This is a genomic window from Antarctobacter sp., assembly GCF_048262615.1.
In the GTDB taxonomy this organism is placed as follows: Bacteria; Pseudomonadota; Alphaproteobacteria; order Rhodobacterales; family Rhodobacteraceae; genus Antarctobacter.
The window spans coordinates 1-16,501 of sequence record NZ_JBLXFB010000024.1 but is presented as its reverse complement, the minus strand read 5'-3'; the positions used below and the strand labels follow the sequence as shown (position 1 = coordinate 16,501).

General features: G+C 60.3%; 11 protein-coding genes and 1 pseudogene. 5 read left to right on the top strand and 7 right to left on the bottom strand.

Annotation, left to right across the window (positions count from 1 at the left end):
- The first annotated feature begins 540 nt into the window (after positions 1-540).
- From ACN0S5_RS19565 to ACN0S5_RS19545, 5 genes are all read left to right on the top strand, one after another.
- Entirely contained in the window at positions 541-1,758 is a 1,218-nt protein-coding gene (locus tag ACN0S5_RS19565) for a CoA transferase (protein WP_417210513.1), read from the top strand.
- A 39-nt stretch (positions 1,759-1,797) separates the two neighbouring features.
- Positions 1,798-2,976: a CaiB/BaiF CoA transferase family protein gene (locus ACN0S5_RS19560; protein WP_417210512.1), complete on the top strand. Its 1,179-nt coding sequence runs from the start codon at positions 1,798-1,800 to the stop codon at positions 2,974-2,976.
- Positions 2,977-3,031: 55 nt separating this feature from the next.
- Complete coding sequence (locus ACN0S5_RS19555; RefSeq protein ID WP_417210511.1) at positions 3,032-3,739, top strand: GntR family transcriptional regulator; 708 nt, start codon at positions 3,032-3,034, stop codon at positions 3,737-3,739.
- A 337-nt stretch (positions 3,740-4,076) separates the two neighbouring features.
- The gene (locus ACN0S5_RS19550) at positions 4,077-5,060 is read left to right on the top strand and encodes a LysR family transcriptional regulator (protein ID WP_417210510.1); all 984 of its coding nucleotides are present in this window, start codon (positions 4,077-4,079) and stop codon (positions 5,058-5,060) included.
- A 117-nt stretch (positions 5,061-5,177) separates the two neighbouring features.
- Positions 5,178-6,008 (top strand): FAS1-like dehydratase domain-containing protein, encoded by an 831-nt coding sequence (locus tag ACN0S5_RS19545; protein WP_417210508.1) that lies wholly within the window; start codon positions 5,178-5,180, stop codon positions 6,006-6,008.
- A 414-nt stretch (positions 6,009-6,422) separates the two neighbouring features.
- Here ACN0S5_RS19545 and ACN0S5_RS19540 read toward each other — a convergent pair whose 3' ends face one another.
- The 7 genes and pseudogenes from ACN0S5_RS19540 to ACN0S5_RS19510 form a co-directional block, all read right to left on the bottom strand.
- Positions 6,423-7,778, bottom strand: a complete 1,356-nt coding sequence (locus ACN0S5_RS19540; RefSeq protein WP_417210507.1) for a TRAP transporter large permease — start codon at positions 7,776-7,778, stop codon at positions 6,423-6,425.
- Positions 7,779-7,781: 3 nt separating this feature from the next.
- Entirely contained in the window at positions 7,782-9,095 is a 1,314-nt protein-coding gene (locus tag ACN0S5_RS19535) for a TRAP transporter small permease subunit (protein ID WP_417210505.1), read from the bottom strand.
- Between the two features lie 82 nt (positions 9,096-9,177).
- Positions 9,178-10,278 (bottom strand): TRAP transporter substrate-binding protein DctP, encoded by a 1,101-nt coding sequence (gene dctP, locus ACN0S5_RS19530; protein ID WP_417210503.1) that lies wholly within the window; start codon positions 10,276-10,278, stop codon positions 9,178-9,180.
- 604 nt (positions 10,279-10,882) lie between these two features.
- The gene (gene hsdR / locus ACN0S5_RS19525; protein ID WP_417210502.1) at positions 10,883-13,201 is read right to left on the bottom strand and encodes an EcoAI/FtnUII family type I restriction enzme subunit R; all 2,319 of its coding nucleotides are present in this window, start codon (positions 13,199-13,201) and stop codon (positions 10,883-10,885) included.
- A 17-nt stretch (positions 13,202-13,218) separates the two neighbouring features.
- On the bottom strand, positions 13,219-14,388 hold the full coding sequence (locus ACN0S5_RS19520) for a restriction endonuclease subunit S (protein ID WP_417210500.1): 1,170 nt from the start codon (positions 14,386-14,388) through the stop codon (positions 13,219-13,221).
- Positions 14,385-15,755, bottom strand: coding sequence for an N-6 DNA methylase (locus ACN0S5_RS19515; RefSeq protein WP_417210499.1), 1,371 nt, complete (start codon positions 15,753-15,755; stop codon positions 14,385-14,387). The genes ACN0S5_RS19520 and ACN0S5_RS19515 overlap by 4 nt, the downstream gene beginning before the upstream one ends.
- 151 nt (positions 15,756-15,906) lie before the next feature.
- Positions 15,907-16,501: pseudogene (locus ACN0S5_RS19510) on the bottom strand (site-specific integrase); the annotation flags it as partial.

Genomic DNA, 16,501 nt, shown 5'->3' with positions numbered 1-16,501 from the left:
GGATTTGCCAGACCCGAGAGGCTGGCGCAGACCTCTGCGGCGATCCGGAAGCTGCGCGCGTAGTTGCGGGCATTCTAATGGTCGTTGAAGTCACACTCCCAGCGGTCCACCCGCGTGCAGTAGGTCACACAACCGGGGTATGCGCTGTCGGATGAGGTGTAGAGGCGGGGGCGAAATCCGGCTGGATCGATCATGGCGGCTGTCGGTGTCCCGGTGTGGTGGAAAGCGTGGTCCGAGCCTAGAGGTCGGGGCCAACGCAGGCCACGTCCCGCAGCCCCGTCGGCGGCCCGATATCGGGCACCCCTGCCGGGGGTATCGGTGGTTGCTGGAAACGATTGCCGCATGGCCCCGTTGCACGGGGCAAATCCTGGATGGCTTTTCCTATAGCCGGTATCTGAGCAACATTTTTGCATAATGCATAATTCGGGATATGGTGATCCGTGTACCGCACCGTCCGTCCCAATACGCCGAGGCCGGGACACCGGCGCGCGCCCTTGACCGGCACGCGCCCTTGGAATGTCGAACAAAGGAACGATCTGAATGTACGACCTGCTGTCCGATCTTACCGTGGTCGAAGGCGCATCTTTCATCGCGGGACCGTCCTGCGGGCTGCATCTCAACCAGTTCGGCGCGAGGGTCATCCGCTTTGACATGATCGGGGGCGGGCCGGACTATCGGCGCTGGCCGGTCACCAAGGCCGGAGACAGCCTGTATTGGGAGGGCCTGAACAAGGGCAAGCTGTCCGTCGCGCTGGACCTGTCCCGGCCCGAGGGCCGCGAACTGGCCACCGCGATCATAACGGCGGCAGGCGACAATCGCGGGCTTTTCGTCACCAACTACCCAAAGGACGGGTTTCTCAGCCACGACCGGCTGGTGCGGCGGCGCGCTGACCTGATCACCCTTCGCGTGATGGGCTGGCCCGACGGGCGCAACGGGGTTGACTACACCGTCAACGCCGCCGTCGGCGTGCCACACATGACCGGCGATCCCGACGACAACGGCGACCGGCCCGTGAACAACGCCCTGCCCGCATGGGACCTGCTGGCCGGGGCCTACGGGGCCTTCGCGCTGCTGGCGGCCGAGCGTCAGCGCCGCATGACGGGTGCCGGGCGTGAGATTCGGCTGGCGCTCAGCGACATCGCCATCGGTTCGTTGGGCCATCTTGGCCAGATCGCCGAGGTGATGACGGACGGCGATCGCAGCAGGACGGGCAATGCGCTATACGGTGCCTTCGGGCGCGACTTCCTGACCGCCGACAATCACCGCATTATGATCGTCGCAATCACCCGCAGGCAGTGGACGGGTCTGATCGCGGCCTTGGAAATCACCGATGAGATCGCCGCGCTTGAAACCGACCTCGGCGTAAGTTTCAACCGGGACGAGGGACTTCGTTTTGCCAATCGTGACCGGATCTGTCCCATCGTCGCCGCCGCCGTCGCGCGGTTCGACCTTGCCGAGATCGGCAGGCGACTGGATGCGGCGGTCGTCTGCTGGGAACCCTACCAGAGCCTTCAGGCGGCGGTTACAGAAGATCCAAGGCTTGTCTCGAACAACGACCTTTTCCAGACCCTGCGCCAGCCGTCGGGCCACACCTATCCGGTGCCCGGTGCCTTGGCCCGCTTCGAGGGCATGCCGCGCGCCGCCGCCCTCCCGGCCGCGCGGCTGGGTCAGGACACCGAAGAGGTTTTGGCGACAGAACTGGGGTTGAGCCAGGCCGAGATCGGCAAGCTTGTCGATCAAAGCATCGTTGCGGCCTAGCGGATGACCGCCGGGACCGGGGCACAAGAGGAGTCGAAAATGGGACCGCTTGAAGGGTTGAAGGTGATCGAGGTCGCGGCGATGGGGCCGGTGCCGTTCTGCGGCATGCTTCTGGCCGACCTTGGGGCCGATGTGATCCGCATCGACCGCACAACACAAGCGGAGATGGGCATCGACAAGCCCGCCCGTTTCGAGTTGCGCGGCCGGAACAAACGCTCGGTGGCCATAGATCTGAAATCCAGCGCGGGTAAACGGGTCTTCTTGACGCTGGCGGCACAGGCTGACGTGGTTCTCGAAGGGTTCCGCCCCGGCGTGTCCGAACGTCTGGGCATCGGCCCCGACCAATGTCTCGCCGCGCGGCCCGCACTGGTCTACGGCAAGGCGACCGGCTGGGGACAGGAGGGGCCGCTGGCGATGACGGCGGGCCATGACATAAATTACATTGCCCTGACCGGTGCCTTGCACATGATCGGCTCCGCCGGGGGCGCGCCGGTGCCGCCGCTGAATCTGGTGGGTGACTATGGCGGGGGCGCGCTGTTTCTCGCCTTCGGGGTCATGGCGGCGGTTTTCGAGGCAGGACGCTCGGGCCGGGGACAGGTCGTGGATGCCGCAATGATCGACGGAGTTTCCAGCCTGCTGACGGTGTTTCACGGCTTTCAGGCCGCCGGGCAGTTGAACCCGGACCGCGGGACAAACGTGCTGGACGGCGGCGCGCCCTATTACACGACCTATCAGACCGCCGACGGACGGCATGTTGCCGTCGGCGCTATCGAGAGCCGCTTTTACCGCGTCCTGATAGAGAAACTTGGCCTCGACCGGGCCACCCTGCCGGATCGCGACAACCCCGAGATGTGGCCACGTCTGCGCGCGGTGCTTGCGCGGCGCTTCCTCGACAAGACACGGACCGAATGGGAAAAAGTCTTTGACGGCTGCGACGCCTGCGTCAGCCCGATTCTTGACCTGACAGAGGCGGCGGAACATCCGCACAACCGCTTTCGCAATGTGACCCAACCGCTTGGCGGGGTCCGCCATCCCAGCCCGGCCCCGCGGTTTTCCCGCACCCCCGGTGCCCTGGTGCGCCCTCCGGCGGAGGCCGGTGACCATACAGCGGAGGTGCTGGCGGACTGGGGCCTGTCTGACGACGAGATTGCAGCCTGTTTTGACATCGGCGCCTTGTCGGGCCAACAGCGCAAGTCAGCGGCCCAAAGTGGTCCTTGATTTTCACGCCCGGCTGCAAGAGTCTCGACATCATGGATAATGTTGGATCTGTCGTGTGAACCTGCCCGATAATCATGTTGCGCCGCGCCGCCAGCTTTCGCAGGACGTTGCAAGCTACGTTCGGGAACTGATCATCTCCGGCAAGGTTCGGAAAGAGCAGTTCCTGCGCATCGAGGCCATCGCCAAGGCCATGCAGACCAGCTCGACCCCGGTGCGCGAGGGGCTGCTGCTTTTGCAGAACGAGGGCTTTGTGAAACTTGTGCCGCGGCGTGGTTTCATGGTGGTCGGGTTCAGCAAGCAGGATGTCCGCGATATCTTCTGGACGCAGGGTGTTCTCGCCGGAGAGTTGGCCGCGCGCGCCGCGCTGAGCCTTGACGAGTCGCAGCGTGAGGCACTTGGGCAGTTGCTGCGCGACCACAGGGACGCCACCGAGAAGGGTGACGAGGCGCTGCACACCCGGCTCGCCCACCAGTTCCACCGGACCATCAATCTGGGGTCCGGCTCTACCCGTCTCGCGGTTCTGCTGGGCAAGATGACCAAGCAGTTGCCAAACCAGTTCTACGGTCTGGTCGAAGAGCAGGTTCACGGGGCCGTCGATTATCACGCGCTGATTTATCATGCGATCCTGGAACGTGACGCGGAAAAAGCCCGCCAGTTGATGACCGAACACCTGACCGAAGGTGGCGAGATTCTGGTCAAGTATCTCGAAAGACAGGGCGTCTGGGCTGAGGATCAGGCAGAATCTGCAACCGGCCGGGACTGATCACACGGTGCATAGCCGACGCATTGCCCGCGTCCGTGTCATTGCCGCAATAGTAGCACAACCCTCACTCGGGATCGCCTGTCGAACCGGTCGGTCCCGGTCTGTGTCTGCGGTCCTTGCGGGTCGCGGCGTTGCAGTTCCCTGACTGGATTTCCAGATGTGGCGCGCTGGGGTTTCTTGTGGGGATGACATCGGGTCTGGTTCCCGAAATGCCAGATTTGTGCATAATGCATAATTTTATTGCCTTGCAATGTGCCCTGTCATAAAGTGAGCCTTGACCCGACATGGGACTCTCCTGTGCACGCCGGGTCGAAACCTGTCGCAAGGGGATCGGTCGATGACTCCAGCCTTCAACCTACGCCACATCAGCTATTTTCTGGCTGTGGCCGAATACAAATCCATGTCGGCGGCGGCAGACGCTCTGGGACTGACCCAACCATCACTTTCAGAGGCGGTGCTAAAGCTGGAACGCCATCTGGACACCCGTCTGGCGGTCCGCAGTCCGCGCGGCGTTGAAATGACCGAGGCGGGTCGCACTCTGGCGATGCGCGGCAAGGACCTGCTCGACCGGGCAGAGGCGCTGGCGAACGAAGTCAAGCAGACCGGCGGCGTGGCTGCTGGAGAGCTGACGGTGGCGTTGCCGCCGACCATCGGGTTGATCATCAGCGTCCCTCTGGCCGAGACGGTCCTGACCGAGCTGCCGAAAGTGCGCCTGCACATCACCGAGGGCATGTCGCGCCACATCCTTGATCAGGTCGAGAACGAAACCGCTCAGATCGGCTGTGTCTACGACATCGCCAACGCGTCGCGTTTCGTGTCCCAGCCCCTGCTGACCGAAGAACTTTTCGTCATCACCGCCCCGGACAACTGGCCCGGTGAGATCGGCCCCAACGGAATCGCGCTTAACCCGGTGACGCTGGAAGAGTTGCAAAAGCTGCCTTTGGTCCTGCCGCATAATTCGCATGGTGCCCGGACCATCGTCGAACGCTGCGTCGCCTCCGCCGGTGGTCGGCTCAACGTGGTCTCGGAAATCGACGCCTTGCCCCACATCATCGAAATGGTCGAACGCGCCAGCGCCTATTCGCTGTTATCGCAGGCGGCGGTGTTGCGTCAGGTGGAACGCGGCTCTCTGGCGCTGGTCCCGATCAAGGATGCCAAGCTTCAGCGCACCGCATATCTGGTGCGCAAGTGGTCTCGGCCTCTGACGGTCAGCGATCAGGCGGTGCAGGCCACGATCATCTCTGTCATTGCCGAAATGATCCAGCGCTACAGCCTGTCGGCCATGGTGCATCCGATCGAACCGCCCACTGACCGCCCATAGGGCGCAGCTCCATCTGCCAAAGGTGCCGTCGATTGGCATAACACCCGGCCTTCCTGCATGGTCGGCTCGCAATACAGCGATCCCGGCCAGATGTGTCGGACAAACGATATCATGGCAATGGCGGACGGTTTGGACACTTTCGACGACTGGGTGGGGCGCGCGCAGCAGTCCCAAGGCATTTTGACAGAGGAGTTGGTGGACCGGTTCTGCGCTACGCTGGAGATCGCGGACAACAACTCGGGGCATCTGCCCCTCGGCATCCATTGGTGCGTCGGGCTCGACAGTCCGGCGACATCGGCCCTTGGTTCGGACGGACATCCGCCCAAGGGCGGTTTCCTGCCACCGGTGCCCTTTCCGCGCCGCATGTGGGCGTCGGGACAAATGACGGTGCTGTCGCCGCTGCGCCGGAACCAGACCCTGACCCGGCAATCGCGGATCACCGCGGTCACGCCGAAACAGGGCAAGAGCGGAAACCTGTGTTTTGTCACGGTGCGCCACACCATCCTGGCCGATGATCGCCCCGCAATCGACGAAGAACAGCATATCGTCTATCGCGACGCCGCAAACGGCGATGCGCCCGATCCGCTGCCCGCCGAAGATCCCGCGCCGCTTTCAGCGGGCGTGCGCCGCCTGTGGCCGACCGAGACTCTGCTGTTCCGCTATTCCGCGCTGACCTTCAATTCGCACCGCATCCACTATGACCAGTCCTATGCCCGCGACGCGGAAAGCTATCCCGCGCTTGTGGTGCATGGCCCGTTACAGGCCACCCTTCTGGCCGACCGCGCATATCAGGCGCTGGGCCGTCCCTTGACGCGATTTGCCTTCGCTGGCCGCGCCCCGGCTTTTGTCGGTGCCGCATTGGACTTGGGTGTCGAAGCCGTTGGCCCCCCTCTGGGTCTGGCCAGTCGACAGTTCGGAAAAATCTGCATGACTGCCGAGGCCGCATGACCGGAGACCCGTCGCACCGCCCTTGTCGTCCCGGTGGCCCGGCCTGAGCGGATTGAGCAGGCCGCACCGTGCATCCGGCGCATCAATGGCGTTGGGCATACCGGGCCACGCCGCAGATATCCCCACGATCGTCCCCCCGGCCCGACACCACGCCCGGACAATTCTCACCCAAGGCCAGAAACAGACACCTGCCACCTGCCACCTGAACACGACAAGTATGCGATTATTTCGAAGAAATTTCCGCAACGGATGACGACATGACCTCGGGCGGCCACAAAAAGCGCTCGGGTCAGGACGGTGCTCTGCCGTGACCGGAGCAACTGCGCAGCCACATCAACAGAAAACCGGGGCCAGCCCCGGTAATACAAGACAGGCCCTGTCAATTTGACAGGGCCTGCCCCAGAGGGTTTGGCGTCAGCCATAGACCAGTTGCGGCAACCATGTGATGATCTCTGGAAAGACCATGCACAGGACCAACCCCAACACCTGCAAGGCCAGGAACGGCAGCGCCGACTTGAAGATATCGGTCATCGGGATGTGATCCGGGGCCACGCCGCGCAGGTAAAACAGCGCATAGCCAAAAGGCGGCGACAGGAACGACATCTGCATGTTCACCAGATAAAGAACACCGAACCACAGGACCAGATCCTCGGGGTTGTTCAACCCAAAGGCCGCAGCCCCCAGCGCCTTGATGATCGGCACAAAAATCGGCACGCACAAAAGCAGGATGCCGACCCAGTCCAGAAACATCCCCAGCACCACCAGCAGGATTTGCATGAGGATCAGGATACCCCATGGGCCAAGCCCCGTGGCCGCCAGCGCGTCCTGCACGAATTGCTGACCGCCCTCCAGCACGTAAAGCCCGACAAAGATCGTCGCGCCGAACATGATCCAGATGACCATCGCGCTGGCCTTGAGCGTGGTGGTACAGGCCTCACGCACCGTGGGCCAGTCCAGCTTGCGGTGAATGGCGGCCACGATGAAGGCCCCGAAGGTGCCGATGCCCGCCGCCTCAACCGGGGTGGCCACACCGGAAAAGATGATGCCCAGAACCACCACGACCAGCGTGATCGGGGCGGCCATCTTGCCGACAAGTTTTACCTTTTCGGCGTTCGAGATGCGTTCCTCGACCGGGATAGCCGGGCCAAGAACCGGGTTGATGTAGCAGCGCAGGGTGACATAGGCGATGTACATGCCCGACAGCATCAGTCCGGGAATGACCGCGCCGATGAACAGTTCGCCCACCGATTGTTCGGCCACGACCGCGTAAATGATGGCCAGGATCGACGGCGGGATCAGGATGCCCAGCGTGCCGCCCGCCATGATTGATCCCATCGCGATCTTGGGATCGTAATGGCGTTTCAGCATGGCCGGCAGGGCAATGATGCCCATGGTCACAACCGCAGCGCCGATCACCCCCACCATCGCCGCAAGGATCGTCGAGGCGATGATGGTGGCCGAGGCCAGCCCCCCCTTCACCCCGCCGAGGACCTTGTAGATCACATCGAACATGTCGTTGATGATCCCCGCCCTTTCGAGCATCGCCGCCATGAAGATGAACAGCGGGATCGCCGAGAGCTGATAGTTGGTCATCAGCGGGAAGATGCGGCTTGGCACGATGTTCAGCGCGCGGGCATCGCCCAGCACAAACAGGAACACACAGGCCAGCCCCCCGGTGACAAAGGCCAGTGGCAGGCCCGCCATGAGCAGCGCCAGAAGGCTGCCGAACATGATGAGCGTCAGCCACTCAATTCCGATTTCTATTCCCATGCCTCAGTTCCCCCGCGCGATTTCACGGATGTCTTTTGAGACCTTCGAGACGCCTTGCAGCACCAGCAAAAGTCCACCTATCACCATGACCCATTTCATCGGCCACAACGGCACCTCCCACTCGTTAAAGCTGATCTCGCCCCAGCGAATGTTCGGGTCTGTCCACTGGCTGGTTCCGAAACCTGCAAACATCTCACCCAGACTAATTTGCCCGCGCGCCCAGTCGGACACGATGGAATTGCCCGACGGCACCGCGACGGCGTCCATGGCAAAGATCCACGACGTGACCAGCAAGGTGCCCGCGAAGATGAAGAAAAAGATCGACGTCAGCAGATCGACCCATGCCTTTTTCGGCTTGCTCAGCGGGGCATAGAAGATGTCCACGCGCACGTGGCTTTCGGTCATCATCGCGTAGGCCCCGGCGATCAGGTATTGCATCCCGAACATCAGGTACATCGCCTCATGCGCCCAGTTGGTCGGCGAGCCGAAGACATAGCGCGCGATGACTTCGTAGTAGTAGACAAAGACCGCGATCACCGCCCAGTAGGCGACGAATTCGCCGCAAAACAGCGACAGCCGGTCGATCCAGTTTTCCGCATAGTCGCGGTCATGCTTTGGCCCCTCTTCGGCCTCGGCGGCGCGCAGGGCCTTTTCGGCCTCCGTCAGTTCCTCATGCGCGGGCAGGCTATCGTTGGCACGACGCACCATGCCCGGCAGCAGGACAAAGTCGATCAGCAGCAGCGCGATGATGGCATACAGCGCATAGCCTGCTGCATTGTCCCAATTGGCGCGGGCGGCGGCGGCCTGATCGCGCAACGGTTGCGCCTCGATCAGCGTGGCGCGCGCCTCTGTCAGGCGCTCTTCGCCCTTGGAGACGGTATCCTGCGCGCGCTCCAGCCGCTTTTCGGCGCTGCGTCTGGCAAAACTGCCCTCTTCGGCGGCGTCAATGGCGGCCTGCATGTCGGCCAGTCCGGCGCGGGCATCGGTGACCCGGCCCTCTTCCCGGTCGATCACCCGCTGCGCCACGCGCAACTGGTTTTCATGGTTCGACAGGATCGTGCGCGCATCCTGTGTCTGTCCGTTGGCGTAGAGCACAAACAGGAAGATCGGGATATAGACCAGCCCAAGCATGTTCTTGAGGTAAAAACGGTGCAGCCCGATGATCCCGCCGGTGACGGCGATCATGTAGGCCAGTGGCAGGGTATAGCGTTTCTCGGCTTTCTGGGGGCGTCGTGACAGAACCATCGCGACGATGGGAAAGACGATCAGACCCACCCAGTAGAGCCAATGCGGCAGCGTGAAGCTGAGACTCGGCATTTGCGGTCCTTGCAGATTGGAGTCGTATGAAAGCGCCCGGCGCACATGGCGCCGGGCGAAAGAAGTGGTTCTGAGAAACCGGTCAGAGCTTGAGCTCTAGCCCCTGCGTCAGGGCCGGATCGACATAGCCCAAGGAGCCGGACATCATGTAATCCAGCTGGATCTTGAACACGCGCGCGGCCTGCGGGTCGCGATTGGCGTAGTCGAACCAGATCGGAACGGCGACCTCTGTCATCAGTTCCACATCGTCCTGCGTCAGGCGCGTGACCTCGGTGCCGTCGGCCTCGAACTTGCCCCAGGCCTCTTGGTCGGCGGCCTGAATCGCGGCGTGGTGCATGTCGGAATAAACGTGGGTTTCCATCTCGACGAACTGCTTCATCTGCGGCGACAGCGCGTCCCACGCGGCCTTGCCCACGGTGATGTCCATGATGTCGACCGGCTGGTACAGCGACATGAAACCCGGAGGGCCCATGACGATGTAGTCTGTCACCTGGCTGAACCCGAGCGCGTAGTTCACCGCCGGACCCACATAGTCGGCCACGTCGATGGTGCCCTTTTCCAAAGCGGGGAAGATTTCCGAGCCGGGCAGAACCGTGGTTTCAGCGCCAATCTGGGTAAAGATTTCCGCGACCATACCGCCGGGCAGGCGCATCTTGCGGCCCGCGAAATCGTCGATCGAGCGGATCGGCACCTTGGAGTGGATGATGTTCGGGCCATGGTGGACCGGGCCGACGAAATGCATGCCTTGGGCCGCGTACAGCTCACGCGCGATGTCGATGCCGCCGAGACCGTAGTAGAAGACGTCGAATTCATGCGGATTGCGCAGGCCCAGCGGGATAGAGGTCAGGAACGTTGCCGCGGGAATGATGCCTTGTGCATAGATGGTGAAGGGGTTCACCGCGTCCAGAACGCCGTTCTTGACCGCGTCGAACAACTGAAAGTCGCCCACGACGTCATTGGCACCAAACGGCTGAAACGCCAGTTCGCCGCCGGTCTTTTCCTCAATCGTCGCGCACCAGTCCTTGAAAATCTGCAAACCGGCGCCGCCGGGCCAGCTGGTCTGGATCTTCCAGGTCTTGGTGTGGCTCGCCGCTCCGGCGATGTGCGGAGCCGCAAGGGTCGCCGCCCCGGCACCTGCCAAAGTACGCAGCGCGGCGCGCCGCGTCGTGATCTTGTTTGTCATGTCAGTCCTCCCGTGACTTCAGGGATTCCCGTGGTTCAAACCTCGGGTTGCCCTGGAGACACTTTAGGGCGTGTATTCGAAATTGGTAATATTTTCTTTCCGTTATCGCTACCACAAGGGGCAGGCTGGTCGATGTCAACCTGCACGGAATTTGCCGACTCATCGGCAAATGTGGAATTTCGACCTCAAATCGCTGGATTTTTTCACAGCGATGGGCAGGTTTTCGACCATTTTCGCCCCGGAAGGCAGCCCTACGTTCACCCAGAAAAAATGTTCAATCCGTCGGGCCAGGACGCTGGTTTGGTTTGATTCCTGACCCGCTCTATGGGGTTGCATGGATGCTGACAGGCGCGCACCCACAAGCCGCCAGCCGGACGCCCACAGAACAGATGACGGGCCCAATCGCGCGTCTGCATTCTGGCGGCCAAAACACAGAATAAATGCGCCCGACGCCCAGAGACGACCGGATGCAACCGTTTCATTCAAAAAGGGAAAAGTGGTGCGGTGATAGGACACACATCAAGACGTCAACCTTTTGTTAAAATATGAATATTTTGAAAGCGAATTTTTGCTTACCCCCAAATCTACCCCCAAATTCGCTCGTCTAGTGGCGATAGAGCGCTTCTTGGACCCTCAGGAACGCTGCGCGGATGACCCCCAAGTCACCGACTTTGCTCTTGGCTTCAGATACCCCGCCGAACCGCGCCGTCAGGTACTCTCCAAGCTTATCCATCTGGAGATCCTCGAAACCCCGTTCTTCGTAGGCTGACAGAACGCTTGCGAGTAGCTCCCTCAGATCGCGGTTCTCTTGGCCAGCAACGTCAGGCTTGGCCGCTTCTACACGCTCTTCACGGGTCTTCTGTTTCGCTTGATACAGAATGTAAGCCAAAACATCGAAGAGGTCGCTATTCTCCGCGCTGACCATCCGCCTGATCTCTTGCAACTTCTCAGCGTCGTAACCCCGATCCGAAAGCTGCTCCACCAAGGCAATGCGCGTCGTCGGATTGCTCCACTTCTTGCGCAATTCGTCCTCGTCCTTGATCAGGCCGGTCAGGTCGCCGAAGAGTTGCTCAAGAAACTGCTGCGCCGTCATGGGCCGACCGTCTGCGCTCCAATATGTCGTGGTCGCCAGATATCGAATGTCGCGCACCGACCCATCTGAAAGACTGATCCTAACTTTCGCGGGCCGCTCGACATCTTCCGGCGTGTCTTCAGGCTTCGGCGATGGATCATCGATATCGCTTGGCCCGGATGGCGGGCGCGGGGTTGGCGGTTCTGGATCGTCAGGCTCACCATCCCACTCAGGATCTTGAAAGTTCAAATGCGCTTTCACGAAGTCCCAGATGGTGAAGTAATCCTTCCCCTCATAGGTCCGCGTTCCTCGCCCGATGATCTGCTTGAACTCAATCATCGATTTTACCGGGCGCATCAAAACAATGTTGCGAATGTTGCGCGCATCGACCCCGGTGGAAAGCTTTTGAGACGTGGTCAGGATCGTGGGAATGGTCTTTTCGTTGTCCTGAAATGTCCGCAACCACGCCTCGCCGATTGCGCCATCCTCTGCCGTGACCCGGTGGCAATAATCCGGGTGGTTGCTCACCTTCACCTTATTGATCAGGTCACGCACCAAAGCCGCATGATCCTGCGTTGCGCAAAACACTAGCGTCTTTTCCCGCTGATTGATCTGGCTCATGAACTCTTGGACCCGACTCAATTCACGTTCTTCGATGACCACTCGGGTATTGAAGTCGTTTTCGGTGAATTGCTCCCCCTCTTCCACCTCACCTTCGAGCAACTCGTCGGAGCCGTCCCAGATGTATTCGTCAATCGTGCTGGCCATCTGGCGCACCTTGAACGGGGTCAGAAAGCCGTCTTCGATCCCGTCGCGCAGTGCGTAGGTGTAGGCTGGCTCGCCGAAATAAGCGTAAGTGTCGGCGTTGTGTTTGCGTTTGGGTGTCGCGGTCAAGCCAAGCTGCGCGGCGGGTTCGAAATACTCAAGTAATCGCCTCCACTCACTTTCGTCTTTGGCCCCGCCTCGGTGGCATTCGTCAATCACGATGAAATCGAAGAAGTCGGGCGGGTAATCCTTGTAAACCGGCTCTCCCTCGCCTGTCATGAAGGTCTGGAAGATGGTGAAGAACAGGCTCGCGTTTTTGGGCACGCCCTTGTTCTTGCGGATTGTGCCGGGGTCGATGCGGGTGACGGCATTATTCGGAAACGCAGAGAAGGCATTGTAGGCCTGATCCGCAAGGATGTTGCGGTCGGCGAGGAACAGGATGCGCGGGCGTCGCGTCGGAGCGCCAGACAGGTTCCACTTGGCCTGAAACAGCTTCCACGCGATCTGAAACGCGATTGACGTTTTGCCGGTGCCGGTGGCGAGCGTCAGCAGGATGCGCCTGTCGCCTTTGCTCAGCGCGTCCAACGCCGCCGTGATCGCGTTGTGCTGGTAGTAGCGCAACTCCCACGTTCCGCCGTCTGTCTCGAAGTCTACGGCCCCGAACAGGTCACGCCATAGGTTCTGGCTGGCAAAGGTGCGGTCCCACAATTCATCCAGCGTGGGGAAAGGCAAGGCCATGTCACCTTCGGCCCCGGTGGTCATGTCGATCCCGTACCACTTCAAACCGTTCGAGGCATAGGCAAAGCGAGACCCCAGACGCGTTGCATAGTCCTTGGCCTGTCCAACGCCGTTACGGTGGCTCACGCCAGCGCGCTTGGCTTCCAGAACGGCGAGCTTGTGGCCTTTGTGGATCAGGACGTAGTCAGCGGACAATCCCTTGCCACGCTTGCCGCCCGACTGAATACGCCCCGGACAGATGACCTCACGCCGTACCTTGGAGCCGTTCTGCCCCCAGCCCGCAGCCGCAAGGACGGGGTCTATGCGCTCGGCGCGGGTATCGGCTTCGGTCTCAATGTGAATGCTCATCAGGTCTACTCGTTACATCATGTTAATTCGCCCGCGAAGGCTTTCTGCAAAAGAGATCGGCGGAGGTCATCGAGGTCTTGGAGCTTCTTTTGATAAGTCGATTCAACAACCCGAATAGCTTCAAATGCCGTCTGGATTTTATCCGCAATATCTTTTTGAACCCTTATGTCATTAGGAACAGGTAGCTTCACTTGTCTTATCTCTTGAAGGTGAAGGTTCGGAACGCCTTGGCCTTTGATTCGATCCTTAAACTGTGATTGAGCGAATGAGGAGTTCGCAAACTGGAGCATGTACTCAGGCAATATAAAATTCTTGGGCCTTAGGACTGCTAAGCTGACGTAAACGTCAAAAATTACGTCACGATCCACAAGAGCGGCCGCTCCATACCCAGCCCCGTTCTTTCTAATGAGGAGATCACCCAATCGAGGAGCAAGGCGCTTTTGCATTGCGATGTGTTGCACCTCGTCAATGTACTTCACATCCTTCCAATCTAATTGGCCATCCTTGATGTTTTTCGCCGACAAAAATAGAAATCCAGAATCAAAGTACGTTGGAGTCTGGTGCGTTCCATCTGTAATAAATTCGCAAACATCCTTCAAAGTTGTTTGCCCATGTTCTTCAAGGGTCTGGGAAAATATTCCCGTGGCGAAGTTATCAAACAACTCTCGTGCGTTTTGGAGGTTGGCTTCGGCGTGGGCGCGGGCGCGGGCCAGACCCTCGAAGGCCTCGTCCAGAACCGCAACAATCCGCTGTTGTTCTTCGAGCGGCGGGAGAGGGATGGGAAGGCTCTCGATGCCAGCCTTGTTTATGGAGTCAAAAACCGCCCCAGCGCTTCCTTTGATCGTCGGCTGCAACCACAAGAGGGCATACCAAAGGAAATCGCGATCCAGTCCATCTTTAGCCCGGATCGCTGCTAGGCCTCGACCGATACAAATTCGCTGCGTAGCCTCGTTGATCGGCCCAACGGGAGCACGGACAGACATCAGAATGTCGCCGGATTCACCTTCTTTGGTTACCACTGAAGTCCATGTAGTCGGCGGACCGATATGACGGTCGCGAAACTCTTTCTTTCCTTGATAGAAAGGCAGTCCGACGCCATCGTCGTTGTATGCCGATCCCTTTGGTGATTGTCCTGCAATCACTGTACAGACATCGCCAATCTGCCCTGCTTTCCAACCCGCCTTCACAGCATCCCCCGGATATTCTCCAGAATGTTTGCCGTCTCGACATCCCGCGCCAGCATGTCGGCGATGATCGTTTCGGGGCTGCGCAGCGCCTCGGCCTCGGGGGCGTTGGGGTTCTTGACCGACAGATCAAACGTGTCTTCATCCAGATCGGCACGGTTTACGATCCAGCTTTTCCGCCCGTTCGGGCGGGTGCGTTGAAGCTCCACAAACTCCGCCAGATCGGCGTCGTTCAGCGGGTTGGTCTTGCCCATGCTGCGCCCCGGATCGAGCTGATAAAACCAGATGTCGCGCGTCGGCGCGCCCTTTTCAAAGAACAGCACGACAGTCTTGACGCCTGCCCCCTGAAACGTGCCCTGCGGGCAATCGAGGATGGTGTGCAGTTCCGCCGCCTCCAGCAGTTCCTTGCGCAGGGCAACGCTGGCGTTGTCGGTGTTGCTGAGGAAGGTGTTCTTAATCACGACTGCCGCGCGGCCCCCGGCCCGCAGCTTGCGGATGAAGTGCTGCAGGAACAGATAGGCGGTCTCGCCCGTGCGGATCGGGAAGTTCTGCTGCACCTCGCGCCGTTCGCCGCCGCCGAAGGGGGGATTGGCGAGGATGATGTCGTGGCGGTCCTTTTCCTGAATATCCATCACGTTTTCATTGAGTGTGTTGGAGTGGACAAGATTCGGGGCCTCAATCCCGTGCAGGACCATGTTCATGATCCCGATGATATAAGCGAGTCCCTTCTTCTCTTGCCCGTAGAAGGTGCGGGTCTGAAGCGTGTTCCAGCCGCCGCCAATGTCCTTGCGGGTGCCGTCAGGATTGATGGTCAGGTATTCGAAGGCCTCGCACAGAAAGCCCGCAGAGCCACAGGCACCGTCATAAATCGTCTCGCCGATCTTGGGGTCGGTGACTTGGATCATCGCGCGGATCAGCGGGCGGGGCGTATAGTATTCGCCCCCGTTGCGCCCTGCGTTGCCCATGCGGCGGATGCGAGTCTCGTATAGTTCGGACAGCTCGTGCCGCTGTTCCTGCGTGTTGAAGGCGAGGCTATCGACCTGCTCCAGCACGTCGCGCAGGATGTAGCCGGACCGGAACTTGTTGCGGAGTTCTGTAAAGACCTCACCGATCTTGTATTCGATGGTTTGCGGGTTCTCTGCGGACTGCCGAAAGGAGGCGAGGTAGGGAAACAGCTCCTTGTCCACGAAATCCGTCAGATCGGTGCCGGTAAGCGCCGCGTCATGGTCGAACGCGCCGTTCTTCTTCGGAGCCGCCCAAGCATTCCAGCGGTATTTCCCGGTGATGATCGGGGAATGCTCCCGTCCCTCAAGTTCCGCGCGATCCTGACGCTCGATTTCCAGATCGTGCAGGTATTTCAGAAACAGCACCCAAGAAGTTTGCTACACGTAGTCGAGTTCATTGGAGACACCCTCTTCGGCACGGAGGTCTTTTTCGATCTTGTTGAATGCGTTTTCGTACATGACTGCCCGGAATACTGATTTTCGCCACACTATGGCGCTGCCGCGTCAAGGCTGCAACTCAGGTTGTTCCGGCCCGGATCAGCTCCGCCTGCCGTTCCTGCGTGACGTGGCAATAGGCGCTGACGGTGGTGACAACGCTGTCGTGGCCGATATTCAGCGAAAACGCCTTGAACGCTTCTACGGTCGCGTAGTGCCCACTCGCCCAGCGCACCAAAGTCTTGCGGAAGCTGTGGGGGCCGAAAGCCTGCATATGGGCGTTCGCGAAGGCCGACTTGATGACCTCACGCAGCGCCCCGGCTCCCGCGTAACATTCCCTTTTCAGGCCAACCACCTCAAAGCCTTCGTCGCCGACGCCCATAAGCGGTGGAGGAAAAAGCGGGTCGTCGTGCCCCATCAGCCTTACTTCGCGCAATTCGCGCACCCATGCCTCGAAATGAGGGAGATAAACGGGATCGACCGGCAAAAAATAGGTGGTGAAGGTCTTTGACCCCTTGGTTCTGACCTCCCGCGCATCCTGAAAGATCGCGCCTTCGACAAGATCCACATGCTTGAGGCGCAGTGAGGCCAGCGCTCCGTCTCGCGCTCCGGTGATCATCAGGCAGGCAAACAGCGCCTTGTTGCGGCGTTCGATTTCCGTTGCGACCGGCATTGCA

What these genes read in the sequence shown, in the direction of transcription:
- hsdR (WP_417210502.1), bottom strand. Translation starts at nt 13,201, where the DNA reads ATGAGCATTCACATTGAGACCGAAGCCGATACCCGCGCCGAGCGCATA.
- ACN0S5_RS19550 (WP_417210510.1), top strand. Translation starts at nt 4,077, where the DNA reads ATGACTCCAGCCTTCAACCTACGCCACATCAGCTATTTTCTGGCTGTG.
- ACN0S5_RS19545 (WP_417210508.1), top strand. Translation starts at nt 5,178, where the DNA reads ATGGCGGACGGTTTGGACACTTTCGACGACTGGGTGGGGCGCGCGCAG.
- ACN0S5_RS19540 (WP_417210507.1), bottom strand. Translation starts at nt 7,778, where the DNA reads ATGGGAATAGAAATCGGAATTGAGTGGCTGACGCTCATCATGTTCGGC.
- ACN0S5_RS19560 (WP_417210512.1), top strand. Translation starts at nt 1,798, where the DNA reads ATGGGACCGCTTGAAGGGTTGAAGGTGATCGAGGTCGCGGCGATGGGG.
- ACN0S5_RS19565 (WP_417210513.1), top strand. Translation starts at nt 541, where the DNA reads ATGTACGACCTGCTGTCCGATCTTACCGTGGTCGAAGGCGCATCTTTC.
- dctP (WP_417210503.1), bottom strand. Translation starts at nt 10,278, where the DNA reads ATGACAAACAAGATCACGACGCGGCGCGCCGCGCTGCGTACTTTGGCA.
- ACN0S5_RS19535 (WP_417210505.1), bottom strand. Translation starts at nt 9,095, where the DNA reads ATGCCGAGTCTCAGCTTCACGCTGCCGCATTGGCTCTACTGGGTGGGT.